We start from the raw sequence: 23,532 nt of genomic DNA on the forward strand, positions 1-23,532 counted from the left end.
CCGTGCTCCCGTTTCCCGACACAGGTGATTTCCATGCAGCCACTGACCCGCTCCATGATGACCGGTGCCATCGCCCTCGCCGCCCTGACCGCTGGCCAGGCCCAGGCAGAATTCCAGCTCAGCGAGCGATTTACCGACACCGACGGTGACCTGGTGGCCGACATCCCCGAAGACGAGTCCCAGTGGCTCGACCCGGATACCCTGATATTCGCTTATACACCGGTCGAGGATCCCGCCGTCTATGCCGAGGTGTGGGCCGGTTTCCTGAAGCACATGGAAGAGGTCACCGGCAAGCAGGTGCAATTCTTCCCGGTGCAGTCCAACGCCGCCCAGATCGAGGCGATGCGTGCCGGTCGCCTGCACGTGGCTGGCTTCAACACCGGCTCCAATCCGCTGGCCGTGGCCTGTGCCGGCTTTCGCCCCTTCGCCATGATGGCCGCCGAGGATGGCTCTTTCGGGTACGAAATGGAGATCATCACCTATCCGGATTCCGGCATCGACGAGGTGGAAGACATTCGCGGCAAGACCCTGACGCACACCTCCGAAACCTCCAACTCCGGCTTCAAGGCCCCCACTGCTCTGATGGCCTCGGAGTTCGGCATGACCTCCGGCGAGGACTACGAGGTCGATTTCTCCGGCAAGCACGACAACTCGGTGCTCGGCGTGGCCAACGAGGACTACGAGGTCGCCACCGTTGCCAACTCGGTGAAGAACCGCATGATCGACCGCGGCGTCATCGACGCCGATCAGCTCGAGGTGATCTACCAATCCGACACCTTTCCCACCACCGGCTATGGTACTGCCTACAACCTGGCCCCCGAACTGCAGGAAGCGATCAAGGAAGCTTTCTTCAGCTTCGACTGGGAAGGCAGTGAGCTGGCCGAGGAATTCGGCCGCAACGGAGAGGAACAGTTCATCCCCATCAGTTTCAAGGAACACTGGGCGGTGATCCGCCAGATCGACGACGCCAACGGCGTCGAATACGACTGCAGCTGAGCCTTTCCGGCCACTCGGCCGGATCATGGATGCGGGCGGCCTGCCGTCCGCATTCTCGTATTGAAGAGGATGCCGTGTGCTGAGCATCGACCGTCTATCCAAGACTTATGGCACCCAGGGCGGCGCTTCAGGCGACACCGCCCTGAACAACGTGACCTTCCAGGTGCCGCAAGGCCAGGTGCTGGGGCTGATCGGCCCTTCCGGCGCCGGCAAGTCCACCCTGATCCGCTGCATCAACCGCCTGGTAGAGCCCTCTTCCGGGACGATCCGGTTGGGCGAGACCGACCTGGCCGCCGTGCGCGGCCGCGACTTGCGCCGGGCACGGCGGCGGATCGGCATGATCTTCCAGGAATATGCCCTGGTGGAGCGTCTCACCGTGATGGAGAACGTACTCTCCGGCCGGCTCGGCTATGTGCCCTTCTGGTGCAGCTTTACCCGTCGCTTTCCGGGCCACGACATCGAAAACGCCTACCGCCTGCTGGACCGGGTCGGCCTGCTCGACCACGCCGACAAGCGCGCCGATGCCCTGTCCGGCGGTCAGCGACAACGCGTGGGTATCGCCCGCGCCCTGTCGCAGGAGCCAGAACTTCTGCTGGTGGATGAACCTACGGCCAGCCTCGACCCCCGGACCAGCCGACAGATCATGCGCCTGATCAGCGAGATTTGCCGGGAGCGTGAATTGCCGGCCATCGTCAATATCCACGACGTTCCCCTGGCACAGCAGTTCATGCACCGCATCGTCGGGTTACGTCGCGGCGAGATGGTCTTCGATGGTGCGCCCGACGATCTCGACGACGCCATGCTCACCGAAATCTATGGCGCCGAAGACTGGACCGCCATGCGCCAGGAACACGAGGACGACACAACCGCCGAGCAGGACACCCGACTGCAACTGGCGGGAGGCGCCGGATGAATCACGCCCGGCAGTACCCGCGCCACTGGCGACGGCCGCCGCAGATCATTACCGACCGTCGTTGGCGACGCATTCTGCCACTCGCGATTCTTGCCTATCTGATACTGGCACTGGGTTCGCTGGAGATCGACGGCGCCCGCTTGATCGAGGGTCTGGAACGCGGGGCACGCTTCGCTCATGGCTTTCTACAGCCGGATTTCACCAGTCGCTGGGGCGACATCCGCCAGGGCCTGATCGAAAGCCTGACCATGACACTCACCGCTACCGTGGTGGGCATTCTGGTCTCGGTACCCATCGGCATCGGCGCGGCGCGCAACCTGGTGCCACGCCCCATCTACCTGGTGTGTCGTTCGATCATCGCGGTGAGCCGTTCGCTGCAGGAGATCATCATCGCCATCTTCCTGGTGGCCATGTTCGGTTTCGGCCCCTTCGCCGGCTTCGTCACCCTGGCCTTCGCCTCCATCGGCTTTCTCGCCAAGCTGCTCGCCGACGACATCGAGGAAATCGATGCCAGCCAGGCCGAGGCCATACGCGCCACCGGCGCCAGTTGGTGGCAATTGATCCACTATGCCGTACAGCCCCAGGTGATGCCGCGCCTGCTCGGCCTGTCGCTGTATCGGCTGGACATCAATTTCCGCGAGAGCGCGGTGATCGGGATCGTCGGCGCCGGCGGCATCGGCGCCACGCTCAACACCGCCATTGACCGTTACGAGTACGACAGTGCCGGGGCCATCCTGCTGATCGTCATTGCCATCGTCATGCTGGCGGAATACGCCTCCAGCTATCTGAGGAAAACCCTGCAATGAGCAAGCTCGCCCCCCGGGTCGGCGAGCCGACCCACTACTCGCGGATCTGGACCTTCCGCACGCCCCGCGCCAGGCTGGCGCTATGGTTCGGGTGGCTGGCCCTGGTCGCCCTGTTCGTGTGGTGCTGGCAATTGATGAACGAAGGCACAATGTGGATGTTCGTCGCCGACGCTCCACGCCAGGCCGCCGACATCGGCAGTCGGCTGTTCCCGCCGAAACTGGGTTACTTGCCCGAATTGCTGGCCCCGTTGTGGGACACCCTCAACATCGCGACCCTGGGCACCCTGGGCGGCGTCATCATGGCAGTGCCGGTAGCCTTTCTGGCGGCGCGCAACACCACGCCCTCGGCCACGCTGATACGGCCCGTGGCACTACTGGTGATCGTGACCTCGCGCTCGATCAACTCGCTGATCTGGGCCCTGCTGCTGGTGGCGATCATCGGGCCGGGCTTGCTGGCCGGCATCGTCGCCATCGCCCTGCGTTCCATCGGCTTCGTCGGCAAGCTGTTGTACGAAGCCATCGAAGAGACCGATGCACGCCAGATCGAGGCCGTGGCCGCTACCGGCGCCCGCTCTTCCCAGGTCATCCATTACGGCATCGTTCCTCAGGTGCTACCCGCCTTCTGGGGCATTTCAGTGTTCCGCTGGGACATCAACATCCGCGAAAGCACCATCCTAGGCCTGGTGGGCGCCGGCGGTATCGGCATGAAGCTGCAGTCCTCCATCGACACCCTGGCCTGGTCCCAGGTGGCCACCATCCTGCTCGTCATACTGGCGACCGTGGTGGTCAGCGAAGCGATCTCGGCACGCATGCGGCGCGCCTTGATCTAGGTCCTGGCTCGGAGGTCGAGGAATAGACGCCCGGCGGCCCTAGCCAAGGCAGGGTCGACGGATCGTCAGCACAAGGCCGCGCGACGCTCGGGACGCTTGCCCATGTGAGCGAGCCGCGCCTGGAGCGCCGCAAGGCGTTCGACCTCTCCTCTCGCCCCGGCCGTCAGTACATCCGATGCCCAACCGGGCAGGTCAGGCGAGATGCCGTAATAGACCCATTGCCCTGCGCGTCGATCCACCAGCAGGCCGCACTGGCGCAACTGGGCCAGGTGACGCGATATCTTGGGCTGCGACAGCTCCAGGGAATGGGTCAACTCGCAGACGCACAATTCTCCCTCGCCCCGAATAAGCAACATCAGCATCAATCGGGTCTCGTCGGCCAGGCACTTGAAGACGTGCAGAGGTTCCAGTGTGTTCAAGAGCGTCGCCCTCCTCGATGGCTTTCAACCGGCCTGCTGCTGGCTCGGCAACGCCAGGGCCATCAAGGCGCTGGCTGCCACTAGCGCCGCCGACACCCATAGGCAGGCGGAAAGGCCATACACCTGATACAGCCAGCCGGACAGCACCGTTCCCGCAAGCCGCCCCATGGCGTTGGCCATATAGTAGAAGCCCACGTCCATGGAGACGCCGTCGGAACGGGCGAAATGCACGATGAGATAGCTGTGCCAACTAGAGTTGATGGCGAACAGCACGCCGAAGGCCAAAAGGCCCGCCACCAGCCAGCCCACCTCGGCCAGCGACAACAGGGCCAGCAATGCCGGCAGCCCGGCCAGCGCGAGGGCCCAGAACGCCGTGACGACGCGCGGGCCGCCCTTGATCAAGCCGGTGAGTCGCGGAGCCTGGGTCTGCACGCCGCCATAGCCGATCACCCAGATGGCCAGCAGGCCGCCTACCGTCCAGTGACTCCAGCCATGCTGGTCATACAGGAACACCGGCAACGCCACCACGAACCATACGTCCCGGGCCGCGAAGAGGCAGAAGCGCGCCGCCGAAAGTACATTGATGGCCCGCGACTTGGAGAACACCTCGGTGAATTTCGGCTTGTGCTTGCCGCGGCCCAGGTCGGCCTTGAGCCTGACCAGCGACAATCCCAGCACGATGGCCAGCATCACCGCCATGGCGATGACGGCACCACGGAAGCCGATCCACGTCAGCAGTGCCCCACCCAGGAAGAAACCGGCGCCCTTGAGCGCGTTCTTGGAACCGGTGAGGATCGCCACCCAATGATAGAGAGCGCTGCCGGCATTGGCACTGTCCTTGGGCACCAGCACCTTGACCGCGCTCTTGGCGCTCATCTTATTGAGATCCTTGGCGATCCCCGAGAGCGCCTGGGCGGCCATCACCCAGGGCACGCTCAAGGCGGCGGACGGCACCATCAGCATGCCCAGTGCCACGAGCTGCAGGCCGAGCCCGACGTTCATGGTGCGATTGAGCCCCAGGCGCGCGCCCAGCCAGCCTCCAACCAGGTTGGTGACCACACCGAAGGCCTCGTAGAAGAGAAACAGCAGGGCCACTTCCAGAGGCGAATATCCCAACTGGTGAAAGTGCAGCACCACCAGCATGCGCAGGGCCCCGTCGGTCAGGGTGAAGGCCCAGTAATTGCCGGTGATCAGCAGGTATTGCCGAATCTCAAAGGGCAGTGCCTTGAAACGTGCACCGAGCGATTCAGTCACTTGCCACCTGCTCACCGCCGACCTTCAGCGCCAGCTCGGCGGTTCGGTTGGCATAGCCCCACTCGTTGTCGTACCAGGCGTAAAGTTTGAGCTGGGTGCCGTTCACCACCATGGTCGAGAGCGCATCGATGATCGAGCTGCGCGGGTCGGTACGATAGTCGATGGACACCAGCGGGCGTTCCTCGTAGCCCAGGATACCGGTCAGCTCGCCCTCGGCGGCGACCTTCAGGGCGGCATTGACCTCATCCACCGTGACCTCGCGCTCGAGCTCGAAGACCATATCGGTCAGCGAGGCATTGGCCAGCGGCACACGTACGGCGTGGCCGTTCAGCTTGCCCTCGAGTTCCGGGAAGATCGCGGTGATCGCCTTGGCCGAACCGGTGGTGGTGGGGATCAGGCTCATGCCGCAGGCCCGCGCCCGCCGCAGATCCTTGTGGGGAGCATCGAGAATGGTCTGGGTATTGGTGATGTCGTGCACCGTGGTCATCGAGCCGTGACGGATGCCGAAGCCCTCCTGGATAACCTTGACCACCGGTGCCAGGCAATTGGTGGTACAGCTCGCGGCGGTGACAATGCGATGTACGTCAGGATCATAACGATCTTCATTGACGCCCATCACCACATTGAGCACATCATCGTCCTTGAGCGGCGCGCTCACGACGACACGCGCCACGCCCTGCTCGAAATACGGCGCCAATTGCGCGCTTTGCTTGGCAGTGCCAGAGGCCTCGATCACCACCTCGCATGCGGACCAATCGCTTGCGCCATAGTCTCGCCCGCCGCTGTAGGCGATGCGTCGACCATCCACGACCAGGGCGTCATCCTCGGCCTGGATCCCTCGCCCCGGCGCCCAGTGGCCATGCACCGAGTCGAATTCCAGCAGATGGGCAAAGGTCGCAGCGTCGCCGCCCGGATCGTTGATACGGACGATCTCGGCCTCACCGGCCTCGATGCGGGGCCAGAGGCTGCGCAGGGTCAGGCGACCGATGCGCCCGAAACCATTGATACCGATGCGTAGCGTCATGGAGGTTGGTCCTCTAATGTGGTGGCGGTCGTCTCCGATCAACGCCGATCGTCGTGAGCCTTGAGTTGCAACCATAGCGAGAGCCGCTGGCGAATTTCCTGCAGCGCCTGCTCATAGGCGTTATCGCGCTGGATGTGGCGAGGGTCGCGGATATCCCAGTAGAGATGTTCATCACGGCTGCCTTGCCAGTCGCGGCACGCCTGCTGCGCCTTGTCGCAGAGCACGATCACCGTATCGAAGTGCTGACCGGCGACGTCATCCAGCGATTTGCTGGCCAGGCCCGAAGTCTCGATGTTCTGCTTGCGCAATGCCTCGAGGGTCATTTCGTGGGGCCGGTCCGGCTCGGTACCAGCACTGAAGGCCTCGAAACGATCGCCGGCCAGGTGCCTCAGCAGGGCTTCGCCCATCAGCGAACGGGCGGAATTGGCATTGCACAGAAAAAGGACGCGCAGTTTGGCCATCTCGGGGCTCCAAAGGATATATGGAATTTCATATATAACGCGTGAGGATGTCAATCGCATGACAGCCAGAACGACAACGGGGAAGCGATCTCTCGCTTACCCGTTTCCGATGCCTTACGCGACGGCTCCTTCAGAGCGTATTTCGGGCCATGGAAGGCCAGGCCCTGCACGCGAAGCAGGAGGCGGGAGCGCCCAAGGGAGGTTCACAGCGCCCTCGCGATGGCCCGACACTTCGGGGCTTGTCGCCGGAAAAGCTCACCTCCAGCCAGTGGATTGTGAAGCGAACCCTTAACCGTAACGCCCGGTGATGTAATCCTCGGCCTTCTTGGTGGCCGGGTTGGAGAACATCGTCTTGGTGTCGTTGTACTCGACGATTTCGCCCAGATGGAAAAACGCCGTGTAGTCGGCCACCCGGGCGGCCTGCTGCATGTTGTGAGTCACGGTGATGATGGTGAACTGCTGCTTCAGCTTGTCCATCAGATCCTCGATGGTCGCCGTGGAGATCGGGTCCAGGGCCGACGTCGGCTCGTCCATCAGGATGACATCGGGACGCACGGCGATGGCCCGGGCAATGCACAAGCGCTGCTGCTGACCGCCGGACAGCGAGGTGCCTGGCTCCTGCAGCTTGTCCTTGACCTCTTCCCACAGACCGGCATCGCGCAGGGCGCGCTCGACCAGCTCATCGGAATCGGCCTTGCGGCTGACCAGATCGTGCATGCGCGGCGCATAGGCGACGTTTTCATAGATCGACTTGGGAAAGGGATTGGGCTTCTGGAAGACCATTCCCACCCGGCGACGCAGTGCGACCTCGTCCATCTTGGCCTCATTGACGTCACGGCCGTCCATTTCCACCAGCCCCTTGATGCGCACGCTGGGGATCAGATCGTTCATGCGATTGAGGCAGCGCAGAAAGGTCGACTTGCCGCAACCGGAAGGGCCGATCAATGCCGTGACGTTCTTCTGGTAGACATCAATGTCGAGACTCTTGAGCGCCTGAGTCGTGCCATACCAGAGATCGAGTCCGCGCACGCGAATGCTCAGCTCATGGTTAGCGTCTTCATTACGTGTCACCGGCTCTCCGGCAGTGTGACCGGTCATGGGCGTAATACTCCGCTCGGCAACTTGAATATTCATGACGATGGATTCCTGTGTCGTGCCGCGAGATTACCAGCGACGTTCGAATTTCTTGCGCAGAATGACAGCCGAGGCATTCAGGAAGATCAGGATTGCCAGCAACACCAGAATGCCCCCGGCAGTCTTCTCCACGAAGGCCTTGTCCGGCTCCCCCGCCCAGGTGAAAACCTGTGCCGGCAACACGGTGGCAGCTTCGGCAAAGGAGGCCGAGACGTCGGGAATGAAGGCCACCATGCCGACGATGATCAGTGGCGCCGTTTCCCCCATGGCCTGAGCCAGCCCGATGATGGAGCCGGTCATGATCCCCGGCATGGCCAGCGGCAACACATGGTCGCGCACCACCTGCCACTGCGAGCAGCCCACGCCGAAGGCGGCGTGGCGGATGGAATCCGGCACGCTGCGCAATGCTGTACGGGTGGCGATGATAATCACCGGCAGGGTCATCAGCGCCAGCGTCATACCGCCGACCAGCGGCGATGAGCGCGGCACCCCGAAGAAGTTGATGAAGATAGCCAGCCCCAACAGACCGAACAGGATCGACGGAATCGCTGCCAGATTATTGATATTGATCTCGATGATCTGGGTCAAGCGGTTGTCCGGGGCGAACTCTTCCAGGTAGACCGCCGTCATGACCCCGATGGGAAAAGCGATGGCCAGGGTCACCAGCATGGTCAACACCGTCCCCACGGCGGCGGAGAGAATACCCGAGGCCTCGGGCATCTTGGAATCGCCGGTAGTAAAGAAGGTGGTATTGAACTTCAGTTCCGCCCGGCCCTGTTCCACCAGTGCGTCCACGGTAGCCTTCTGGGACTCGCTGAGCTTGTGGCGATGCCCCTTGAGATATTGATCGACCTGGCTGTCTGCCAGTACCCAGCGGGTCTCGGTGGTGCCCAGCAACTCGGGGTTGTCACGTATCTGGCCGGGAATCAGTCGCTCAAAGGTGCGACTCACCAAGCGCGATACCTCAGGGTCCAGGGCGGCACGCCCCATGCGCTGGGCATCCTCGTTGTAGTCGATCTCCACCTGAACCTGCGCTTGCTGAAAGGCGGGCATGCCCTTGCCCAGCATATCGGCGAAGAACAGCACCAGAAACAGGCCGGCCAGCCCCAGGGCGCCCATGGAGATCCATTTCAACCGCGCCGACTTGCGGTGGCGACGCCGGAGCTGGGCGCTGATTTCGTCGAAGGATTGACTCATCTCGGCGATTCCTCGGGATTAAAGATTGTTGACGCGATACTTCTCGCGGAAACGACGGATCATCAGCACCGACACCAGGTTCAGCGTCAGGGTCACGGCGAACAGCACCAGGCCGAGAGCAAACGCGGAGAGCGTCTCGGCACTCTCGAACTCGAGATCACCGGTGAGCGCGGCGACAATGCGTACCGTCACCGTGGTCATGTCCTCCAGCGGGTTGGCGGTAAGGTTGGGTCGCATGCCCGCCGCCATCACCACGATCATGGTCTCGCCAAGCGCTCGGGAGACCGCCAGCAGCGAGGCGGAAATAATCCCCGGCAAGGCCGCCGGCACCACCACATCACGGATCGTTTCGCCCTTGGTCATGCCCAGTGCCAGTGACCCCTGGCGCATGCTGTCGGGTACCGAGTTGATCACGTCATCGGACAGTGAGGAGATGAAGGGAATGATCATGATGCCCATGACAATCCCTGGCGCCACGGCGTTGTTGAAGGAAGCATCGAGGCCGAAGAAGCCGGCCACGCTGACGATGATCGGCGCCACCGTGATGGCGGCGAAAAAGCCGTAGACCACGGTAGGAATGCCGGCCAGGACCTCCAGGGTCGGCTTGGCCAGGGTCCGCACTCGCTGAGGAGCGAACTCGGCCATGTAGATGGCCGACAGCAGACCGACAGGAATCGCCACCAGCATGGCGATGGCGGTGATCATGAAGGTGCCGGCGAACAGTGGCACCGAGCCGAACTGGGCGGCGCTGGCCCCCTCCTCGGCACGGCCGGCCGCCGCCAGGAAACTGGCCCCCGGATTCCATACCGTTCCGGTAATGAATTCCCAGAAGCTGTGCATCTTAAAGAAGCGCAGCGCCTCGAAGACAATGGAGAAGAGGATGCCGAAGGTGGTGAAGATGGAGATCAGCGCCGCCCCCACCAGAATGAAGCGGATCACCCGCTCGATGGCCTGTCGGGCATGGAAGTCAGGGCGCACCTGGCGCACGCCGACCGTCAAGCCCACAGCAGCCACGACCAGGCTGCCGGCCAGCAGATAAAGCGGCGGAATCTTGGCACCCAGCAACAGCATCAGGATAGCGCCCAGGATGCCCACGGTGATAGCGGGTCCAGCGGTAGCCAGCACGGCGAACCAGGCGTATTGATCAGGTTGGGCGAACATGGCCGTGCCGGTAGCGCGCACTCGCGTGGCCTTGGCACGGCCAATGAAGAAGGCTATCAGACCCAGCAGCAGCAGAATGCCACTGAACAGTGCGAGGAGTTGGTCGGTCTGCATAGAAAACTCTCGGTGGCTGTCGGCGGCAGCTTGGCTGCCATAACATGCGACGGCCGGCAGCCTGAGCTGCCGGCCGGGTCAGGCATCCTTGCCCAAGGAAATGCCTTACAGGTCGGACACCTGCAGCGAGGCACGGTCAGCGACCTTCTGGCGAGTCGTTTCGCGCTCAGCTTCGGGCAGCGGGATCAAGCCGATATCCATCAGATAACCGCCCTCACCGATCATGGCCTCTGAGATAAACATGTCGACATAGTCATACAGCGGCGGCACATCTTCGGCGTGCTGGTTCTTGACGTAGAAGAACAGCGAACGGGCGATCGGATAGTCACCGGCACTGATGGCCTCGGCCTCAGGCGCCACGCCTTCGATGCTGGAAGCTCCCAGAGCATCGGGGTTCTCGACCAGGAAGGAGTAGCCGAAGATGCCGAAAGCGTTGGTGTCCTCGGTCAGGCGCTGAACGATCAGATTGTCGTTCTCGCCGGCATCGATATAGACACCGTCGGAGCGAATCTCGGTGTAGCCCTCACCGCCGTAAGCTTCCATTTCCTCGGAAGGAACTTCCATGGCGAGCTCTTCGAAGGCATCACGGGTACCGGAGGTGCTGGGCGGACCATAGATGGAGATCTCGCGATCCGGCAGGCTGGAATCGATGTCGCTCCAGTTGGTATAGGGATTGTCGACCAGCTCACCATCCACGGGCACCTGGGCAGCCACGGCCAGGAACAGCTGCTCGAGGGTCAGATCCATCTCCTCGTTCTCGCTGGACTGGGCAAAGACAATGCCGTCAGAGCCGATCTTGACCTCGGTGACATCGGTCACGCCGTTCTCCGCGCAGCGCTCCAGCTCGGAAGCCTTGATGCGACGCGAGGCGTTGGAGATGTCGGGCGTACCCTCACCGACACCGTTACAGAACAGGCGGATACCACCGCCGGAACCGGTGGACTCGATGACCGGTGTCGGATACTCGGTGGTCGCACCGAATTCCTCGGTCACGTAACTGGCGAACGGATAAACGGTGCTGGAACCAACGATACGAATCTGATCACGTGCCTGGGCAACGCCGGCCACGCCCACGACAGCAGCGGCGATGACAGTAGTCTTGAAAGTGCGGCTCTTGAGGATGCGATTCATGGAGTAGAGCTCCTGTTCATGGAAGTGTTCATCCTGCGCGAGACACAAGATGCCCCACAAAAATGACAACTTCATGACAGTCACTCGATGTAAAACCTCGAGAACCTGTTCTCAGCACTCCTGGCGCGCCGGCGCCGGTCGACCAGCATGACCGGCCAGCACGCGCAGCGCGAAATTGCCACTCAGCGAGACACACAGCATGGTCAACACCATCGGCCAGGCACTGTCGATCTCGAAGGCGGTCACGATCACGCCGGCCAAGGCCCCGCAGGTGAACTGGATGCTACCCAGCAGTGCCGTGGCCGTGGCGCTCATATGACTAAAGTGTTCGAGCATCGAGGAAATGGCGTTGGGCGTGATCAAGCCGACCATACCCATGAACACCATGATCAAAGGCACCACGCTGATAGGCGAATCGAGCCCGGTGGCCACCAGCAGAATCAGGCTCAGTGCCACTGCCAGTTGCACGCCCATGCCTAGCCGCATGTTCTGTTGCGGGGTACGGCGGCGCAGCAAACGGATATTGAGGCGATTGGAGCCCGCCATGACGACGACGTTGGCGCCGAAGACCACCGGATAGAGCGCCGGCGAAAGGCCATAGTGCGTCATGTAGAGAAACGGCGAGGCGGTGATGAAGGCGAACATGCCCGCGAAGGTCGAGGCCACCGACAGCACATATCCCATGGCCTCGCGATGGCGCAGCACACTGGCGTAATTGCGCAGCACCTGGCGCGGCGAGGCACTGGGCGCATCCGGCGAGCGGGTTTCCGGCAGCCGGGTTCCCATCAACCACAGCAGAAAGGCGGCATAAGCGGCCAGGAAGACGAAAATCAGCCACCAGTCGGCCAGATACAACAAGCCACTGCCCACCGCCGGTGCCGCCAGCGGCGCCAGCATCATGATCATCGCCATGGTCGACATGACCTTGGCGGCTTCCCGGCCACTGAAACAATCGCGCACGATGGCCGCGGAGTTGACCACACAGGCACCGCCACCCAACGCCTGTACGAAGCGTAGGCCGAGAAGTTCGGCAAGCGAATCGACCTGGGTGATCATCAAGCTGGCCAGCAGAAACACCACCAGCCCCGACAACAGCACCGGCCGGCGGCCAAAGCGATCGGACATGGGGCCACCGGTCAGTTGCCCGAGGGCGAACCCCAGCAGGAAGAAGCTGATCGACAGCTCGGTATGGTGAACACTCGCCCCCACCGCCTCGGCCAGCGCCGGCATTGCCGGCAGATAGGCATCAATGGCGAAGGGAGCCAGGGCGGTATTGGCCGCGACCAGCAGGGCGGTGCGTCTAGCATTGAGGATCAAGAAGCCTCCGGCAATCTTCCATGACAAGCCATCAATGATAACGTCAATTCGGTTTTCTTGCCGGTCGCTGTACCTTGCCCAGCGCACTTAGCCTGTATATTCGATCATTCGGCCTTGTTAGAGTGAAAGGCCAGTTCGAACGATCCACCCTGAATCCAGGCACACAAGGGACGCCCCATGGCAGACGACCTGCTTTCACAACTCAAGACCATGACCACTGTGGTAGCTGACACCGGTGACCTCGAGGCGATTCGCCGCTTCCAGCCCACCGATGCCACCACCAACCCTTCGCTGATCCTGCAGGCCGCCCAGCAGCCGGAGCGTCGCGCACGGCTGGCGGAAATCGCCCGTAGTGCCACCGACATCAACGACGCTCTGGACGCCGTGGCCGTCGAGATCGGAAGCGAAATCAGCGAGCTGGTGCCCGGCTATGTTTCCACCGAGGTCAGCGCCCGCCTGTCCTTCGACACCGGGGCCACCCTCGCTCGGGCCCGCTCGCTGATCGAGCGCTACGGCCGCCAGGGCATCGCCCCCGAGCGCATTCTGATCAAGGTCGCTGCCACCTGGGAAGGCATCCAGGCCGCCAAGGTGCTCGAACGCGAGGGCATCCACACCAACCTGACGCTACTGTTCAGTTTCGCCCAGGCTCAGGCCTGCGCCGACGCCGGCGTCACCCTGGTATCACCCTTCGTCGGCCGAATCCTCGACTGGCACAAGGCCCAAGAGCCCGACACCGACTTCAGCGGCGAGCGCGATCCCGGCGTGCAATCCGTACGGCGTATCTACGAACTCTTCAAGGGACATGGCTACGAGACCGTAGTGATGGGGGCCAGCTTCCGCAACAGCGGCGAGATCCTGGCGTTGGCCGGTTGCGATCGCCTGACCATTTCCCCCGCCCTGCTAGGCGAGCTCGCCGATACCAAGGCGCCACTGCAGCGCCAGTTGACGCCGCTGGAGGCCGAAACCGAGGCCCCCGAGCCCCAGGACGAGGCAGAATTCCGCTGGGCATTGAACGAAGACGCCATGGCCACCGAGAAACTGGCCGAAGGCATCCGCAAGTTCATGGCCGATCAGCGCAAGCTGGAAACCCTGCTCGGGGAACTCCGCCAGTCATGAACCCAGGCGCTGGTGTGCCCCGGCGACACGGCGGGGTGCATCAGCAATCTCGGGGTCGGTTTCGGTAAAGCACAGGCTTCAGCGGTGCTCGAAGGTCGCGCCCTGCGCCTCCAGCATCTCCACTAGAGGCTGGAACTGCTCGCGATTGTGCTCGCTCATATGCATCAGGATACGGTGGGCTTCGAGCACGCGCTGACGCGTATCCGCCTCATCGGCGGGTACCTCGGTCAGATCACGCAACTCATGGGGCTCGGTGATCGGCGACTCGACCAATGTGTAATAACTGGCAAAGCCCATGACATCAAGCATGCGCCGCACGTCGGGATTATCGACCACGATGGTGGGCGCCTGCTCGAGTCGTCCGCGCAGCGCCATGGCGACCTTGGCCAAAAAGCCAAGGGCGGTGGAGTCAACATTGGTCGCCTCGCGCAGATCGACCATTACCGCCTCGAGTCCCGGGGTATCGGCCAATTGCTGCGCTTGTTGATCGAGGGTCGCACACAGTGTCAGGCGCACATCGCCACTCAGCTTGAGCACGAAGACACCGGAATCGAACGCCGCCTGAAGGCGGCCTTCATGAATCATCATCGCCAAATCCGCTCAACATCATGATCGTCAGGTCGTCGGGCAGCTCGTCGTGTTCGGGCGCATCCGCGGCGATATCTCCATCGTCCTCCGCCACCTTGCCCAACGCAAGCCCCGCCTTGAGTCCCCTCAGGGTCTCATTGGCCAGTACGCGGCGTTCGAGTTCTCCCAACCTGTCGTTGAGCGTCTCGCCCGGCAGGCACTCCAGGATGCCATCGGAGCATAGCCAGAGTCTGAAACGCTCGGGCAATGGACACCCCAAGCAAGGATATTCGACATCCGGGAAAAGCCCTACCGGCATGCCTTCGCCGGCCAGCAGCGAGACATCACCGCCAGCAACCAGCACGGGCATGGGAAGCTGCGCGCCGAGCGAATAGTGCAGATAGCGACGCTCGCGGTCAATCACCCCGACGAACAGGGTCGCATGCTTACCGATACCGGTATCGAGCAACTCCCGGTTGAGCGCCGCCAGCCAGCGCGGTCCTAGCGCCTCGGGATCGCGGCCATCCCATTCATTCTGCCAGCGGTTGAATAGATATTTGAGCAGCACGGTCACGAAAGCCGATGAAGCACCATGGCCCGAGACATCGGCGAAGTAGAACAACGTGTAGCGATCATCGTAGTGCTGGAAATCCAGGAAATCCCCGGAGAGATACAAGGAAGGTGCGAGCCAGTAGTCGCAGCGGACGCTGCCCGAGTACTGCGGACGCGGCGGCAGCAGCTTGCGCTGGATCTGCCCGCCGGCCTGCTGGTCGAGCCGCAACATGGCCAGGTGAGTCTCGAGATGCTCGTTGAGTTCGGCCAGCCGTTGACGGTCCTGTTCCCGCTCCTCGGCCAGCCGGTTAATCTCGATGACCCGACGAATCATCCGCCGTAACAGATGACCATGGCGCAGCGGATCGACGACATAATCCACCAGGCCGGCATCCACCGCCGAGATCAACTCATCGTTGTGTCGATCATCGCTGACCACCAGCGTCGGCAATCGTCGGCACAACTCGGGCCATGCCTCCGGCGGCACCGCACGCGAGTGCGCCACCACCAGTGCGGTCTCCTCGGGCAATTGCTCGACACTCGTCACCGCAAGCACCGCCAAGCCGTCCTTGGCGATAGTTTCGGCCAGGGCATCGCGCTGCTCGCCCGGCACATCGACCACTCCGATCAACTGATTGTCGCTCGGCATTCCGTCATCGCCTCATTCGGCGAAGGCATCGTCGAAGTCGGTGCCTTCCAGATCGAAACCGTCGCTGGCGAAGGGGTCCTCCCCCAGTTCTCCATCGCTGACCTCGAAGCGTCGGCGCTGCAACCAGGTGTCGCGGATGAAACTGTAGCGATCGCCGCGGATCAGATCTTCCTGGTCGAGCAGCCCCGCCCGGGTATCAATGAGCCGCAGCCCGGTCAGCGAATAGCGTACCGTATCGTCCTCGACATAAGTCACCGGATAAGTGTAGAAGTCCACCGGCAAGCCACCGGTGTCACGCACGGTGCTCGGCCCCAGGAAGGGCAGCACCAGGTAAGGCCCGGAATCCACCCCCCAGACAGCCAGGGTCTGCCCGAAATCCTCCTCCCGGGCCGTCAAGTCCATGTGTGACGCCACATCGAAGATCCCGAGCACGCCTACGGTGGAGTTGATCAGGAAACGTCCCGTGGAGGCGCCGGCATTGGCACCTTTGCCCTGCAACAGGCTGTTGAGCGTGGTGCGAATCTCACCGAGATTCGAGAAGAAATTGCCCACGCCGGTCTGCACCGGGTCCGGTGTCACGAAGTGATACCCCTGCGCCACCGGCTTCAGGGCATAACGGTCGAGCGTGTCGTTGAAGGCGAAGACGCCACGGTTGAAACCTTCCCAGGGGTCTTCGGGATTCGCCTCGGTACCGCCCGACGTCGTGGCACAGCCAGACAGCACGGCGAGCGTCAGCCCTGCCAACAGGACGCGCCCAAGCCCCGGAACGAATTGCGTGGATGGTCGATTCATTGACTCTGCGGTCTCCCTACACATCATGTTGATTCCTTGCCATCAGCGGCGACGCACCACGACATTGCCGGCACTGTAGCCCGCGCCGAAGGAACACACCACCCCCAGGGCTCCCGCTGCCAGATCATCGCGATGCAGGTGGAAGGCGATGATGGAACCGGCCGAGCTGGTGTTGGCATAGCGATCGAGAATGATCGGCGCTTCTTCCGGCGTAGGGTCCCGCCCCAGCACGCGTCGCGCTATCAGGTCGTTCATGTGGCGGTTGGCCTGGTGCAGCCACAGGCGCGACAGATCGTCGCCGCCCAGTGAAAGGCTCGCCAGGTGCTCGCCGATCAAAGCCGCGACCAGGGGGCAGACTTCCTTGAACACTCGACGCCCTTCCTGGACGAACAGCTTGTCGGCGCCCAGCGGGTCGCTGTCGGTGACTCGGTTGAGAAAGCCCGCGTTATTGCGAATGGCATTGGAAAAATGCGTCACCAGACGCGTGCCGAGCACCTCGAAGCGCGATGCAACCGTCGCCACGGTCTCATCCTCCAGCACGATAGCCGTGCAGGCATCGCCGAAGATGAAGTGGCTGTCACGGTCGCGGAAGTTGAGGTGCGCCGAGCAGATCTCGGGGCTGACCACCAGCACGCGGCTGGCCGAGCCGGCGCGAATGGCATTGGTCGCGGCATCGATGGCGAAGGTAGCCGATGAACAGGCAACGTTCATGTCGTAGGCATGGCCACCGGCACCCAGCGCCGCCTGCAGCTCCACCGCCACGGCCGGATAGGCACGCTCCAGGTTGGAGCAGGCGACGATCACCAGGTCGATATCGGCAGCCGCCACGTCGGCGGCCAGCAGGGCTTCGTTGGCGGCAGCAACGCCCATCTCGGCCTGTATGGAAAGCGCCTCGTCATCGCGCGCCGGCAGATTTGGCCGCATCCGCTCGGGGTCGAGGATGCCTTCGGCATCCAGCACATAGCGGCTGTGAATACCTGAGGCCTTGACGATAAACTCCTCGCTGGACGGCTGCAACGGCTCCCGCTCGCCTGCCGCGATGGCCTCGGCCTGACGGGCATTTTCGGCGTCCACCCAGGTGTTGAAGGTCTTCACCAGGGCGGCGTTGTCGATCGCCTGTGCCGGCGTGAAAAGTCCCGTACCGGTAATCACCACTCGGGTCATGCAATGCTCCCTTTTTGCGGCTCATGGGCCGCATCTCAGCCGCGGCCGGTGATCTCCGCCCAGCGCTTTTCAAGGCGCTTGGCCGATACCGGCATTCGGGTACCCAATTGCTGGGCGAACAGCGAGACCCGCAACTCCTCGATCCACCAGCCGAACTCAACCAGTGCCGGGTCTTCCACCTCGCCTCGTCGCTCGCTTTCGCGTCGCGCGGCCAGGCGCGCCTCAAAATCCTGTATCTCCTGCATATGCATCTGATCGCGCATGCGTTCCCGCGGCGCCTTCTCCAGGCGAATCCGAGCGGCTTCCATGTAACGAGGATACTCCTCCAGCCACTCCCCCGCCTCGCTGACGAAGCCAGGATGCACCAGACGCTGCATCTGTGCCTTTAAATCACTGTAAACCAGTGCCAGCGACAGGTTGAGATTCCCCTTCAACGCCTTGGTCACTGCCAGGTGTCCCTCGAGGGCCTGCTCCAGGGTCGTCAGCAGCGCCTCCGCCTTCGGCACCAGTTCCGCGCGACACGCCGCCAAGCGCTGCTCGAGCTCATCCGCCGAGCGTGGCAGCGGGTCCACCGCCACGACCTGGCGGAAGGCCGCCGCCACGACATCGTCACTGAGCTGGCGCTTGCTGCCGACCTTGGTGAACAGCAAGGCGCAGGGTTTCATGCTGCCAAGACGCTCGATGGCCCTGGCCTGATCGGGCAGGCGTGCCATGGCGGCCCACACCACGCCCCGGCGATGCGCCTCTCGCGCCTTGTCGGGATGATCGAAGAGCTCGACGTCCAGGGCATCGCCGCGAGGCACCACCGCCGGGAAGGCCTCGACGCGGATGCCCGCTTGAGTCGTCACCCGGGATTCGGGAAGTGCCGTTTCCGGCAGGCTATCGAGCGCGCGTCCTTCGCTGGCCTGTTCGGCCAGCGCCTGGGCGCCCTGCCCCGCCGCTTCTTCGAAGCGTCGCTCAAGCTCGCGGACATCACGCCCCTGTCCGAGCTCCCGCCCTTCGTGATCGACCACCCGCAGATTCATGATCAGATGGGGCTCGAGCTGATCGAGCCGCCAGTCGTCGGGATGCGGGCGCGCGCCGGTCTTGCGCCGCAGGAACTCGCCCAGCGCCTCGGTGAGCGGCGTGTCGTCCGGCGTCATGGTCCGCAGGGCGGCGTCCACCCAGTCGGGGATCGGCACCACCTGGCGGCGTATGGACTTGGGCAGTGACTTGAGCAGGCTGATGCACTTCTCGCGCAGCAGTCCCGGTACCAGCCACTCCAGACGCCCCGCGGGCAACTGCGGCAGCATGGCCGCCGGCACAGTCAGCGTCACGCCGTCGTCCTCGGCGCCGGGCGCGAAATGATAGCTCAGCGGATAACGCACCCCACCCAGGGAGAGTTCGTCGGGATAGTCTGCCTCGGTGACCTCCTCGGCCTGACGGGCGAACAGCGCCTGGCGATCGAACTTGAGGATATCGGGATCATCGCGCTCAGCCTTCTTGCGCCAGGCCTCGAACCCCTTGCCGTTGACCACATCCTCGGGAATCCGGGCATCGTAGAAATCGAACAGCGTCTCCTCGTCGACCAGGATGTCGCGCTTGCGGGCCCGGTCCTCGAGGTCCTCGACCTCTTCGATCAGCGACCGGTTATGGGCAAAGAACTCGCCGCGCGTCTTGAACTCGCCCTCGACCAGCGCCCGGCGAATGAACAGTTCCCTGGATTCCTGCGGCGCGATGGGGCCGTAATGGACACGCCGGCGGGCAACGATGGGCAGGCCGAACAGGGTCACCTGCTCGAAGGCCACCACCTGGGCACGCTTCATTTCCCAGTGCGGCTCGCTGTAGCTGCGCTTGACCAGGTGCTCGGCCGCGGGCTCGATCCACGCCGGATCGATGCGCGCCACGGTACGGGCGAACAGCCGCGAGGTCTCGACCAGCTCGAAAGCCATCAGCCACTTGGGTGTCTTCTTCGCCAGCCCCGAGCCGGGGTGGATCATGAACTTGCGGTTGCGTGCGCCCAGATACTCGCGATTCTCGAGAAACTGGCCCAGATGCGAGAGCAGGCCCGGCAGCAGCGCCTGGTGCAAGCGCGCGGCGTTCTCGCGACGTGCCTGCCGGGCGGCTTCGTCATCCGCCTTGTCATCGGCAATGGCGGCGGGTTCCGGGGGCTTGGCCGGTACCTCAATGTCCATGTCGCGCAGCAACTGGCGAAGCTGGCGGAAGGTGTCGTGCCACTCCCGCAGCCGCAGATAATTCAGGTAGTGATCGCGGCACCAGCGACGCAGGCGATTGCCAGACAGCTCGTCCCTGGCGGCCTCGAAGCCGTTCCAGAGGTTGAGCAGTGCCACGAAGTCGGAATCCGCATCCTGCCAGCGCCGATGCGCCTGATCGGCGGCCTGGCGCTTGTCGGCCGGCCGTTCCCGAGGATCCTGGGTGGCCAACGCCGAGACCACGATCAGCACCTCGCGCAAGCTGCCCTGCTCGGCACCGGCCAGCAGCATGCGCGCCAGGCGAGGATCGATAGGCAGGCGCGCCAGACGCTTGCCCATGGGCGTGAGGCGCTGCCCGCCATCTACCGCGCCGAGCTCAAACAGCAGGCGGAAGCCGTCAGTGACGAAGCGCGAATCCGGTGGATCAACGAAGGGAAAGGCCGAGATGTCACCGAGCTTGAGCGACAGCATCGAGAGGATCACCGAGGCCAGGTTGGTGCGCCGGATCTCCGGATCGGTGAATTCCGGACGCCCCAGGAAATCCTCCTCATCGTAGAGACGAATGCACACGCCCTCCGCGATACGCCCGCAGCGGCCCTTGCGCTGATTGGCGCTGGCCTGGCTGATCGGCTCCACGGGCAGACGCTGGATCTTGGCGCGGTAGCTGTAACGGCTGATGCGCACCAGTCCCGGGTCGATCACATAACGGATACCCGGCACAGTGAGCGAGGTCTCGGCGACATTGGTCGACAGCACGATGCGTCGCCCCTTGTGGGGCGCGAAGACGCGGTTCTGCTCGGCGTTGGAAAGCCGCGCATAGAGCGGCAGGATCTCGGTGTCGCGCAGATCGGCGCGGCGCAGGGTGTCAGCGGTCTCGCGAATCTCGCGCTCGCCGGGCAGAAACACCAGGATGTCGCGGGGGCCATGGAACCAGCGCTTCTCGCGCTCGATGGTCTCGATCTCCTCCACCGCGTGCAGGATGCCCTCCTGAAGAGTGCGATCCTCCTCGTCTTCCTCATCGCGAATCAGCGGACGATAATGCACCTCCACCGGATGGGCGCGCCCGGACACTTCCACCACCGGCGCCGGTCGTGTCTTGCCCTCGGCATCCTCGGTGGCGAAATGCGCGGCGAAGCGCTCCACGTCAATGGTCGCCGAGGTGATGATCACCTTGAGGTCGGGGCGGCGCGACAGCAGACGCTTGAGATAGCCGAGCAGGAAATCGATGTTGAGGCTGCGCTCGTGCGCCTCATCGATGATGATCGCCTCGTAACGGGAAAGATCCGGGTCGTTGCGCGTCTCGGCCAGCAGGATGCCATCGGTCATCAGCTTGACCCGGGTGGCCTCTGCCGTCTGGTCGGTGAAGCGCACCTGATAGCCGACCTGCTCGCCGAGCGGCACCTGCATTTCCTCAGCCAGGCGAGTCGCCACGGAGCGCGCCGCCAGCCGCCTCGGCTGGGTGTGGCCGACGAGGCCGCGCTGGCCGAGCCCGAGTTCCAGGCACAGCTTGGGCAACTGGGTGGTCTTGCCCGAGCCGGTCTCGCCGGCCACCACCACCACCTGATGGTCACGCAGGGCCGCGAGGATGTCCTCGCGGCGCTCGGAAACCGGCAACTGTTCGGGATAGTCCAGATGCACCGGACGCGCGGCACGGGCCTCAACCTTCTCCCGCGACCGTTCGATCTCACGGCGTATCTCGGCAAACCCGCGATCCACGGGCTTGCCTTGGCGAAAGCGTCGGGTCAACCCGGCGAGACGCTTGCTCAAACGAGGAGCGTCCCGCAACTGAACGCCATCGAGCTCGCTCTGCAGGGCCTTCAGGGCATCGAGATCGATTCGGGAAGCGTCGGCGGCTCGGTCGGTCTGGGGGCTACTACTCACGATGGCTCGATGACTCCGGTGATCGTTGGCGGGGAGATTGTAACGCCCCGCCGGGTGCGCCGCCTAATCGAACCGGCCCAACCCCGGAGCCTCGACCACAACACTCACGAACTTTCGCTATCCTCGTCGCGCAACTGGCGGCGCAGCACCTTGCCAACGTTGGTCTTCGGCAGCTCGTCGCGGAATACGACCTGGCGCGGCACCTTGTAGGCAGCAAGCTCCTGCTTGCACCAGCGGCGCAGGGTCTCGGCATCAAGCTCGGGGTCCTTGGCCACCACGAACAGCTTGATCGCCTCGCCGCTCTCCTCGTCCGGCACGCCCACCGCAGCGGATTCCACGACACCGGGATGCATGGCCACTACATCCTCGATCTCGTTGGGATACACATTGAAACCGGACACCAGGATCATGTCCTTCTTGCGATCGACGATGCGGATATAGCCATCATCCTGCAACAGAGCAATATCGCCGGTATGGAACCAGCCATCAGCATCGATCGCCTTGGCGGTCTCATCGTCGCGCTTCCAGTAGCCCTTCATCACCTGGGGACCACGAACGCACAGTTCACCAGCCTCGCCCCAAGGCAGATCGTGGCCCTCGAGATCCACTACCTTCACCTCAGTGCCGGCCGCCGGCTTGCCGATGGTGCCGAGCTGAATGGCATCGATCGGATTGAAGCTGACGATGGGCGAGGTTTCCGTCAGGCCATAGCCCTCCGCCACCGCACAGCCGGTCACCTCTTCCCAGCGCTTGGCCGCCGCCTGGGTCAAGGCCATGCCACCGGAGATGGTCAGCTTCAGCGACGAGAAGTCCAGGGCGCGAAAATCCTCACGATTGCACAGAGCATTGAACAGGGTGTTGAGGCCAACAAACCCGGAAAAATTTAGCGACTTCAGCTCCTTGACGAAGGCATCCAGGTCGCGGGGGTTGGTGATCAGCACCGAGTGGTTGCCCGTCTCCAGCATGAACAGGCAATTCACCGTAAAGGTGTAGATATGGTAGACGGGCAATGGCGCGATGATGATCTCGCCGCCCTCGCGCAGTCCCTTGCCGATGGCCTGACGCGCCTGAAGCATGTTGGCCACCAGGTTGCCATGGGTCAGCATGGTGCCCTTGGCCAGCCCCGTGGTACCGCCGGTGTACTGCAGGACCGCGATATCGTCGGCGCCCCGGCTCGCCTCGCGATGCTCCAGGCCGGCACCGAGGCGCAGGGCACGCCGCAAGGGCACCGCCTGGGGCAGGCTATAGGCCGGCACCATCTTCTTGACGTACTTGACCACGGCATTGATCAACTGGCGCTTGGGGAAGCTGTGCAGATCGCCCAGCTCGGTCACCACCAGGTGCTCGATGTCGGTACGCTCCAGCACCCGTTCCAGCTTGTCGGCCATATTGGCCAGGATGACGATAGCCCGCGCTCCCGAGTCCTTGAACTGGTGGGCCATTTCCCGCTCGGTGTACAGGGGATTGGTATTGACCACTACCAGGCCAGCTCGCAGGGCGCCGAATACCGCCACGGGGAACTGCAGCGTATTGGGGAGTTGGATGGCGATGCGGTCGCCGGGCTCGAGGCTCGTCTCGTGCTGCAACCAGGCGGCGAAGTTGCCGGAAAGGCGGTCCAGCTCGGCATAGCTGAGCGTCTGCCCCATGCAGCTGAAAGCGATATTGTCGGCAAAGCGCTCGACGCTGGCGTGAAAGACATCCAGCACCGAGGTGTAGTCGCCGGTGCCTTCCATCTCGGGGCCATTGAGAATGGCCGGGTTGGCGTGCTCGTTCATGGCGTTCTCCACGATTCGTGCCGACCCAAGGGTCGGCCATTGTTATTCTGGAACTACCCTATACCAGCATGACTCGACAGTAAAACA

Annotated in this window: 20 protein-coding genes; 5 read left to right on the forward strand and 15 right to left on the reverse strand. The window is 63.3% G+C overall.

Annotated elements, in window-relative coordinates; translation table 11 throughout:
• Positions 1 to 33 precede the first annotated feature (33 nt).
• The 4 genes from phnD (at position 34) to phnE (FZZ93_RS01455) (ending at position 3,545) form a co-directional block, all read left to right on the forward strand.
• A complete protein-coding gene (gene phnD, locus FZZ93_RS01440) occupies positions 34 to 996 on the forward strand; it encodes a phosphate/phosphite/phosphonate ABC transporter substrate-binding protein (protein WP_149320544.1) in 963 nt (320 codons plus the stop codon).
• Between the two features lie 76 nt (positions 997 to 1,072).
• Positions 1,073 to 1,909 carry a phosphonate ABC transporter ATP-binding protein gene (gene phnC / locus FZZ93_RS01445; RefSeq protein ID WP_149320545.1) on the forward strand — a complete coding sequence of 279 codons (837 nt, stop codon included), beginning with the start codon at positions 1,073 to 1,075 and terminating at the stop codon, positions 1,907 to 1,909.
• Entirely contained in the window at positions 1,906 to 2,715 is an 810-nt protein-coding gene (gene phnE / locus FZZ93_RS01450; protein ID WP_149320546.1) for a phosphonate ABC transporter, permease protein PhnE, read from the forward strand. Before phnC ends, phnE (FZZ93_RS01450) begins: the two co-directional genes overlap by 4 nt.
• On the forward strand, positions 2,712 to 3,545 hold the full coding sequence (gene phnE / locus FZZ93_RS01455) for a phosphonate ABC transporter, permease protein PhnE (protein ID WP_149320547.1): 834 nt from the start codon (positions 2,712 to 2,714) through the stop codon (positions 3,543 to 3,545). Before phnE (FZZ93_RS01450) ends, phnE (FZZ93_RS01455) begins: the two co-directional genes overlap by 4 nt.
• A gap of 65 nt (positions 3,546 to 3,610) precedes the next feature.
• Here phnE (FZZ93_RS01455) and FZZ93_RS01460 read toward each other — a convergent pair whose 3' ends face one another.
• From FZZ93_RS01460 to FZZ93_RS01500, 9 genes are all read right to left on the reverse strand, one after another.
• Entirely contained in the window at positions 3,611 to 3,955 is a 345-nt protein-coding gene (locus tag FZZ93_RS01460) for a metalloregulator ArsR/SmtB family transcription factor (RefSeq protein WP_281290351.1), read from the reverse strand.
• A gap of 33 nt (positions 3,956 to 3,988) precedes the next feature.
• Positions 3,989 to 5,218: an organoarsenical effux MFS transporter ArsJ gene (gene arsJ / locus FZZ93_RS01465; RefSeq protein WP_149320549.1), complete on the reverse strand. Its 1,230-nt coding sequence runs from the start codon at positions 5,216 to 5,218 to the stop codon at positions 3,989 to 3,991.
• The gene (locus tag FZZ93_RS01470) at positions 5,211 to 6,242 is read right to left on the reverse strand and encodes an ArsJ-associated glyceraldehyde-3-phosphate dehydrogenase (RefSeq protein WP_149320550.1); all 1,032 of its coding nucleotides are present in this window, start codon (positions 6,240 to 6,242) and stop codon (positions 5,211 to 5,213) included. The genes arsJ and FZZ93_RS01470 overlap by 8 nt, the downstream gene beginning before the upstream one ends.
• A 38-nt stretch (positions 6,243 to 6,280) precedes the next feature.
• On the reverse strand, positions 6,281 to 6,703 hold the full coding sequence (locus FZZ93_RS01475; protein ID WP_149320551.1) for an arsenate reductase ArsC: 423 nt from the start codon (positions 6,701 to 6,703) through the stop codon (positions 6,281 to 6,283).
• A 288-nt stretch (positions 6,704 to 6,991) separates the two neighbouring features.
• Positions 6,992 to 7,801 carry a phosphate ABC transporter ATP-binding protein PstB gene (gene pstB, locus FZZ93_RS01480; RefSeq protein ID WP_407650229.1) on the reverse strand — a complete coding sequence of 270 codons (810 nt, stop codon included), beginning with the start codon at positions 7,799 to 7,801 and terminating at the stop codon, positions 6,992 to 6,994.
• Between the two features lie 66 nt (positions 7,802 to 7,867).
• On the reverse strand, positions 7,868 to 9,034 hold the full coding sequence (gene pstA, locus FZZ93_RS01485; RefSeq protein WP_149320552.1) for a phosphate ABC transporter permease PstA: 1,167 nt from the start codon (positions 9,032 to 9,034) through the stop codon (positions 7,868 to 7,870).
• Positions 9,035 to 9,052: 18 nt separating this feature from the next.
• Complete coding sequence (gene pstC / locus FZZ93_RS01490; protein WP_149320553.1) at positions 9,053 to 10,309, reverse strand: phosphate ABC transporter permease subunit PstC; 1,257 nt, start codon at positions 10,307 to 10,309, stop codon at positions 9,053 to 9,055.
• A 105-nt stretch (positions 10,310 to 10,414) separates the two neighbouring features.
• On the reverse strand, positions 10,415 to 11,440 hold the full coding sequence (locus FZZ93_RS01495; RefSeq protein WP_149320554.1) for a substrate-binding domain-containing protein: 1,026 nt from the start codon (positions 11,438 to 11,440) through the stop codon (positions 10,415 to 10,417).
• Positions 11,441 to 11,551: 111 nt separating this feature from the next.
• Complete coding sequence (locus FZZ93_RS01500; protein ID WP_149320555.1) at positions 11,552 to 12,757, reverse strand: multidrug effflux MFS transporter; 1,206 nt, start codon at positions 12,755 to 12,757, stop codon at positions 11,552 to 11,554.
• A 177-nt stretch (positions 12,758 to 12,934) separates the two neighbouring features.
• Between FZZ93_RS01500 and tal the strand changes: the two genes are divergently transcribed.
• Positions 12,935 to 13,873, forward strand: a complete 939-nt coding sequence (gene tal, locus FZZ93_RS01505; RefSeq protein ID WP_149320556.1) for a transaldolase — start codon at positions 12,935 to 12,937, stop codon at positions 13,871 to 13,873.
• A gap of 78 nt (positions 13,874 to 13,951) precedes the next feature.
• Here tal and FZZ93_RS01510 read toward each other — a convergent pair whose 3' ends face one another.
• The 6 genes from FZZ93_RS01510 to FZZ93_RS01535 all read right to left on the reverse strand — a co-directional run bounded on the left by FZZ93_RS01510 (position 13,952) and on the right by FZZ93_RS01535 (position 23,445).
• Positions 13,952 to 14,461: an STAS domain-containing protein gene (locus tag FZZ93_RS01510; RefSeq protein ID WP_149320557.1), complete on the reverse strand. Its 510-nt coding sequence runs from the start codon at positions 14,459 to 14,461 to the stop codon at positions 13,952 to 13,954.
• On the reverse strand, positions 14,448 to 15,641 hold the full coding sequence (locus FZZ93_RS01515; protein WP_149320558.1) for a PP2C family protein-serine/threonine phosphatase: 1,194 nt from the start codon (positions 15,639 to 15,641) through the stop codon (positions 14,448 to 14,450). Before FZZ93_RS01515 ends, FZZ93_RS01510 begins: the two co-directional genes overlap by 14 nt.
• A 12-nt stretch (positions 15,642 to 15,653) precedes the next feature.
• On the reverse strand, positions 15,654 to 16,433 hold the full coding sequence (locus FZZ93_RS01520; RefSeq protein WP_187774427.1) for an MlaA family lipoprotein: 780 nt from the start codon (positions 16,431 to 16,433) through the stop codon (positions 15,654 to 15,656).
• A 42-nt stretch (positions 16,434 to 16,475) separates the two neighbouring features.
• Complete coding sequence (locus tag FZZ93_RS01525; RefSeq protein ID WP_149320560.1) at positions 16,476 to 17,597, reverse strand: beta-ketoacyl-ACP synthase III; 1,122 nt, start codon at positions 17,595 to 17,597, stop codon at positions 16,476 to 16,478.
• 35 nt (positions 17,598 to 17,632) lie between these two features.
• Positions 17,633 to 21,625 (reverse strand): ATP-dependent RNA helicase HrpA, encoded by a 3,993-nt coding sequence (gene hrpA, locus FZZ93_RS01530; protein ID WP_425460605.1) that lies wholly within the window; start codon positions 21,623 to 21,625, stop codon positions 17,633 to 17,635.
• A 149-nt stretch (positions 21,626 to 21,774) separates the two neighbouring features.
• Entirely contained in the window at positions 21,775 to 23,445 is a 1,671-nt protein-coding gene (locus tag FZZ93_RS01535; RefSeq protein ID WP_149320562.1) for an AMP-binding protein, read from the reverse strand.
• Between the last annotated feature and the right edge of the window lie 87 nt (positions 23,446 to 23,532).

This window comes from Halomonas eurihalina (assembly GCF_008274785.1).
GTDB classification, from domain to species: domain Bacteria; phylum Pseudomonadota; class Gammaproteobacteria; order Pseudomonadales; family Halomonadaceae; genus Halomonas; species Halomonas eurihalina.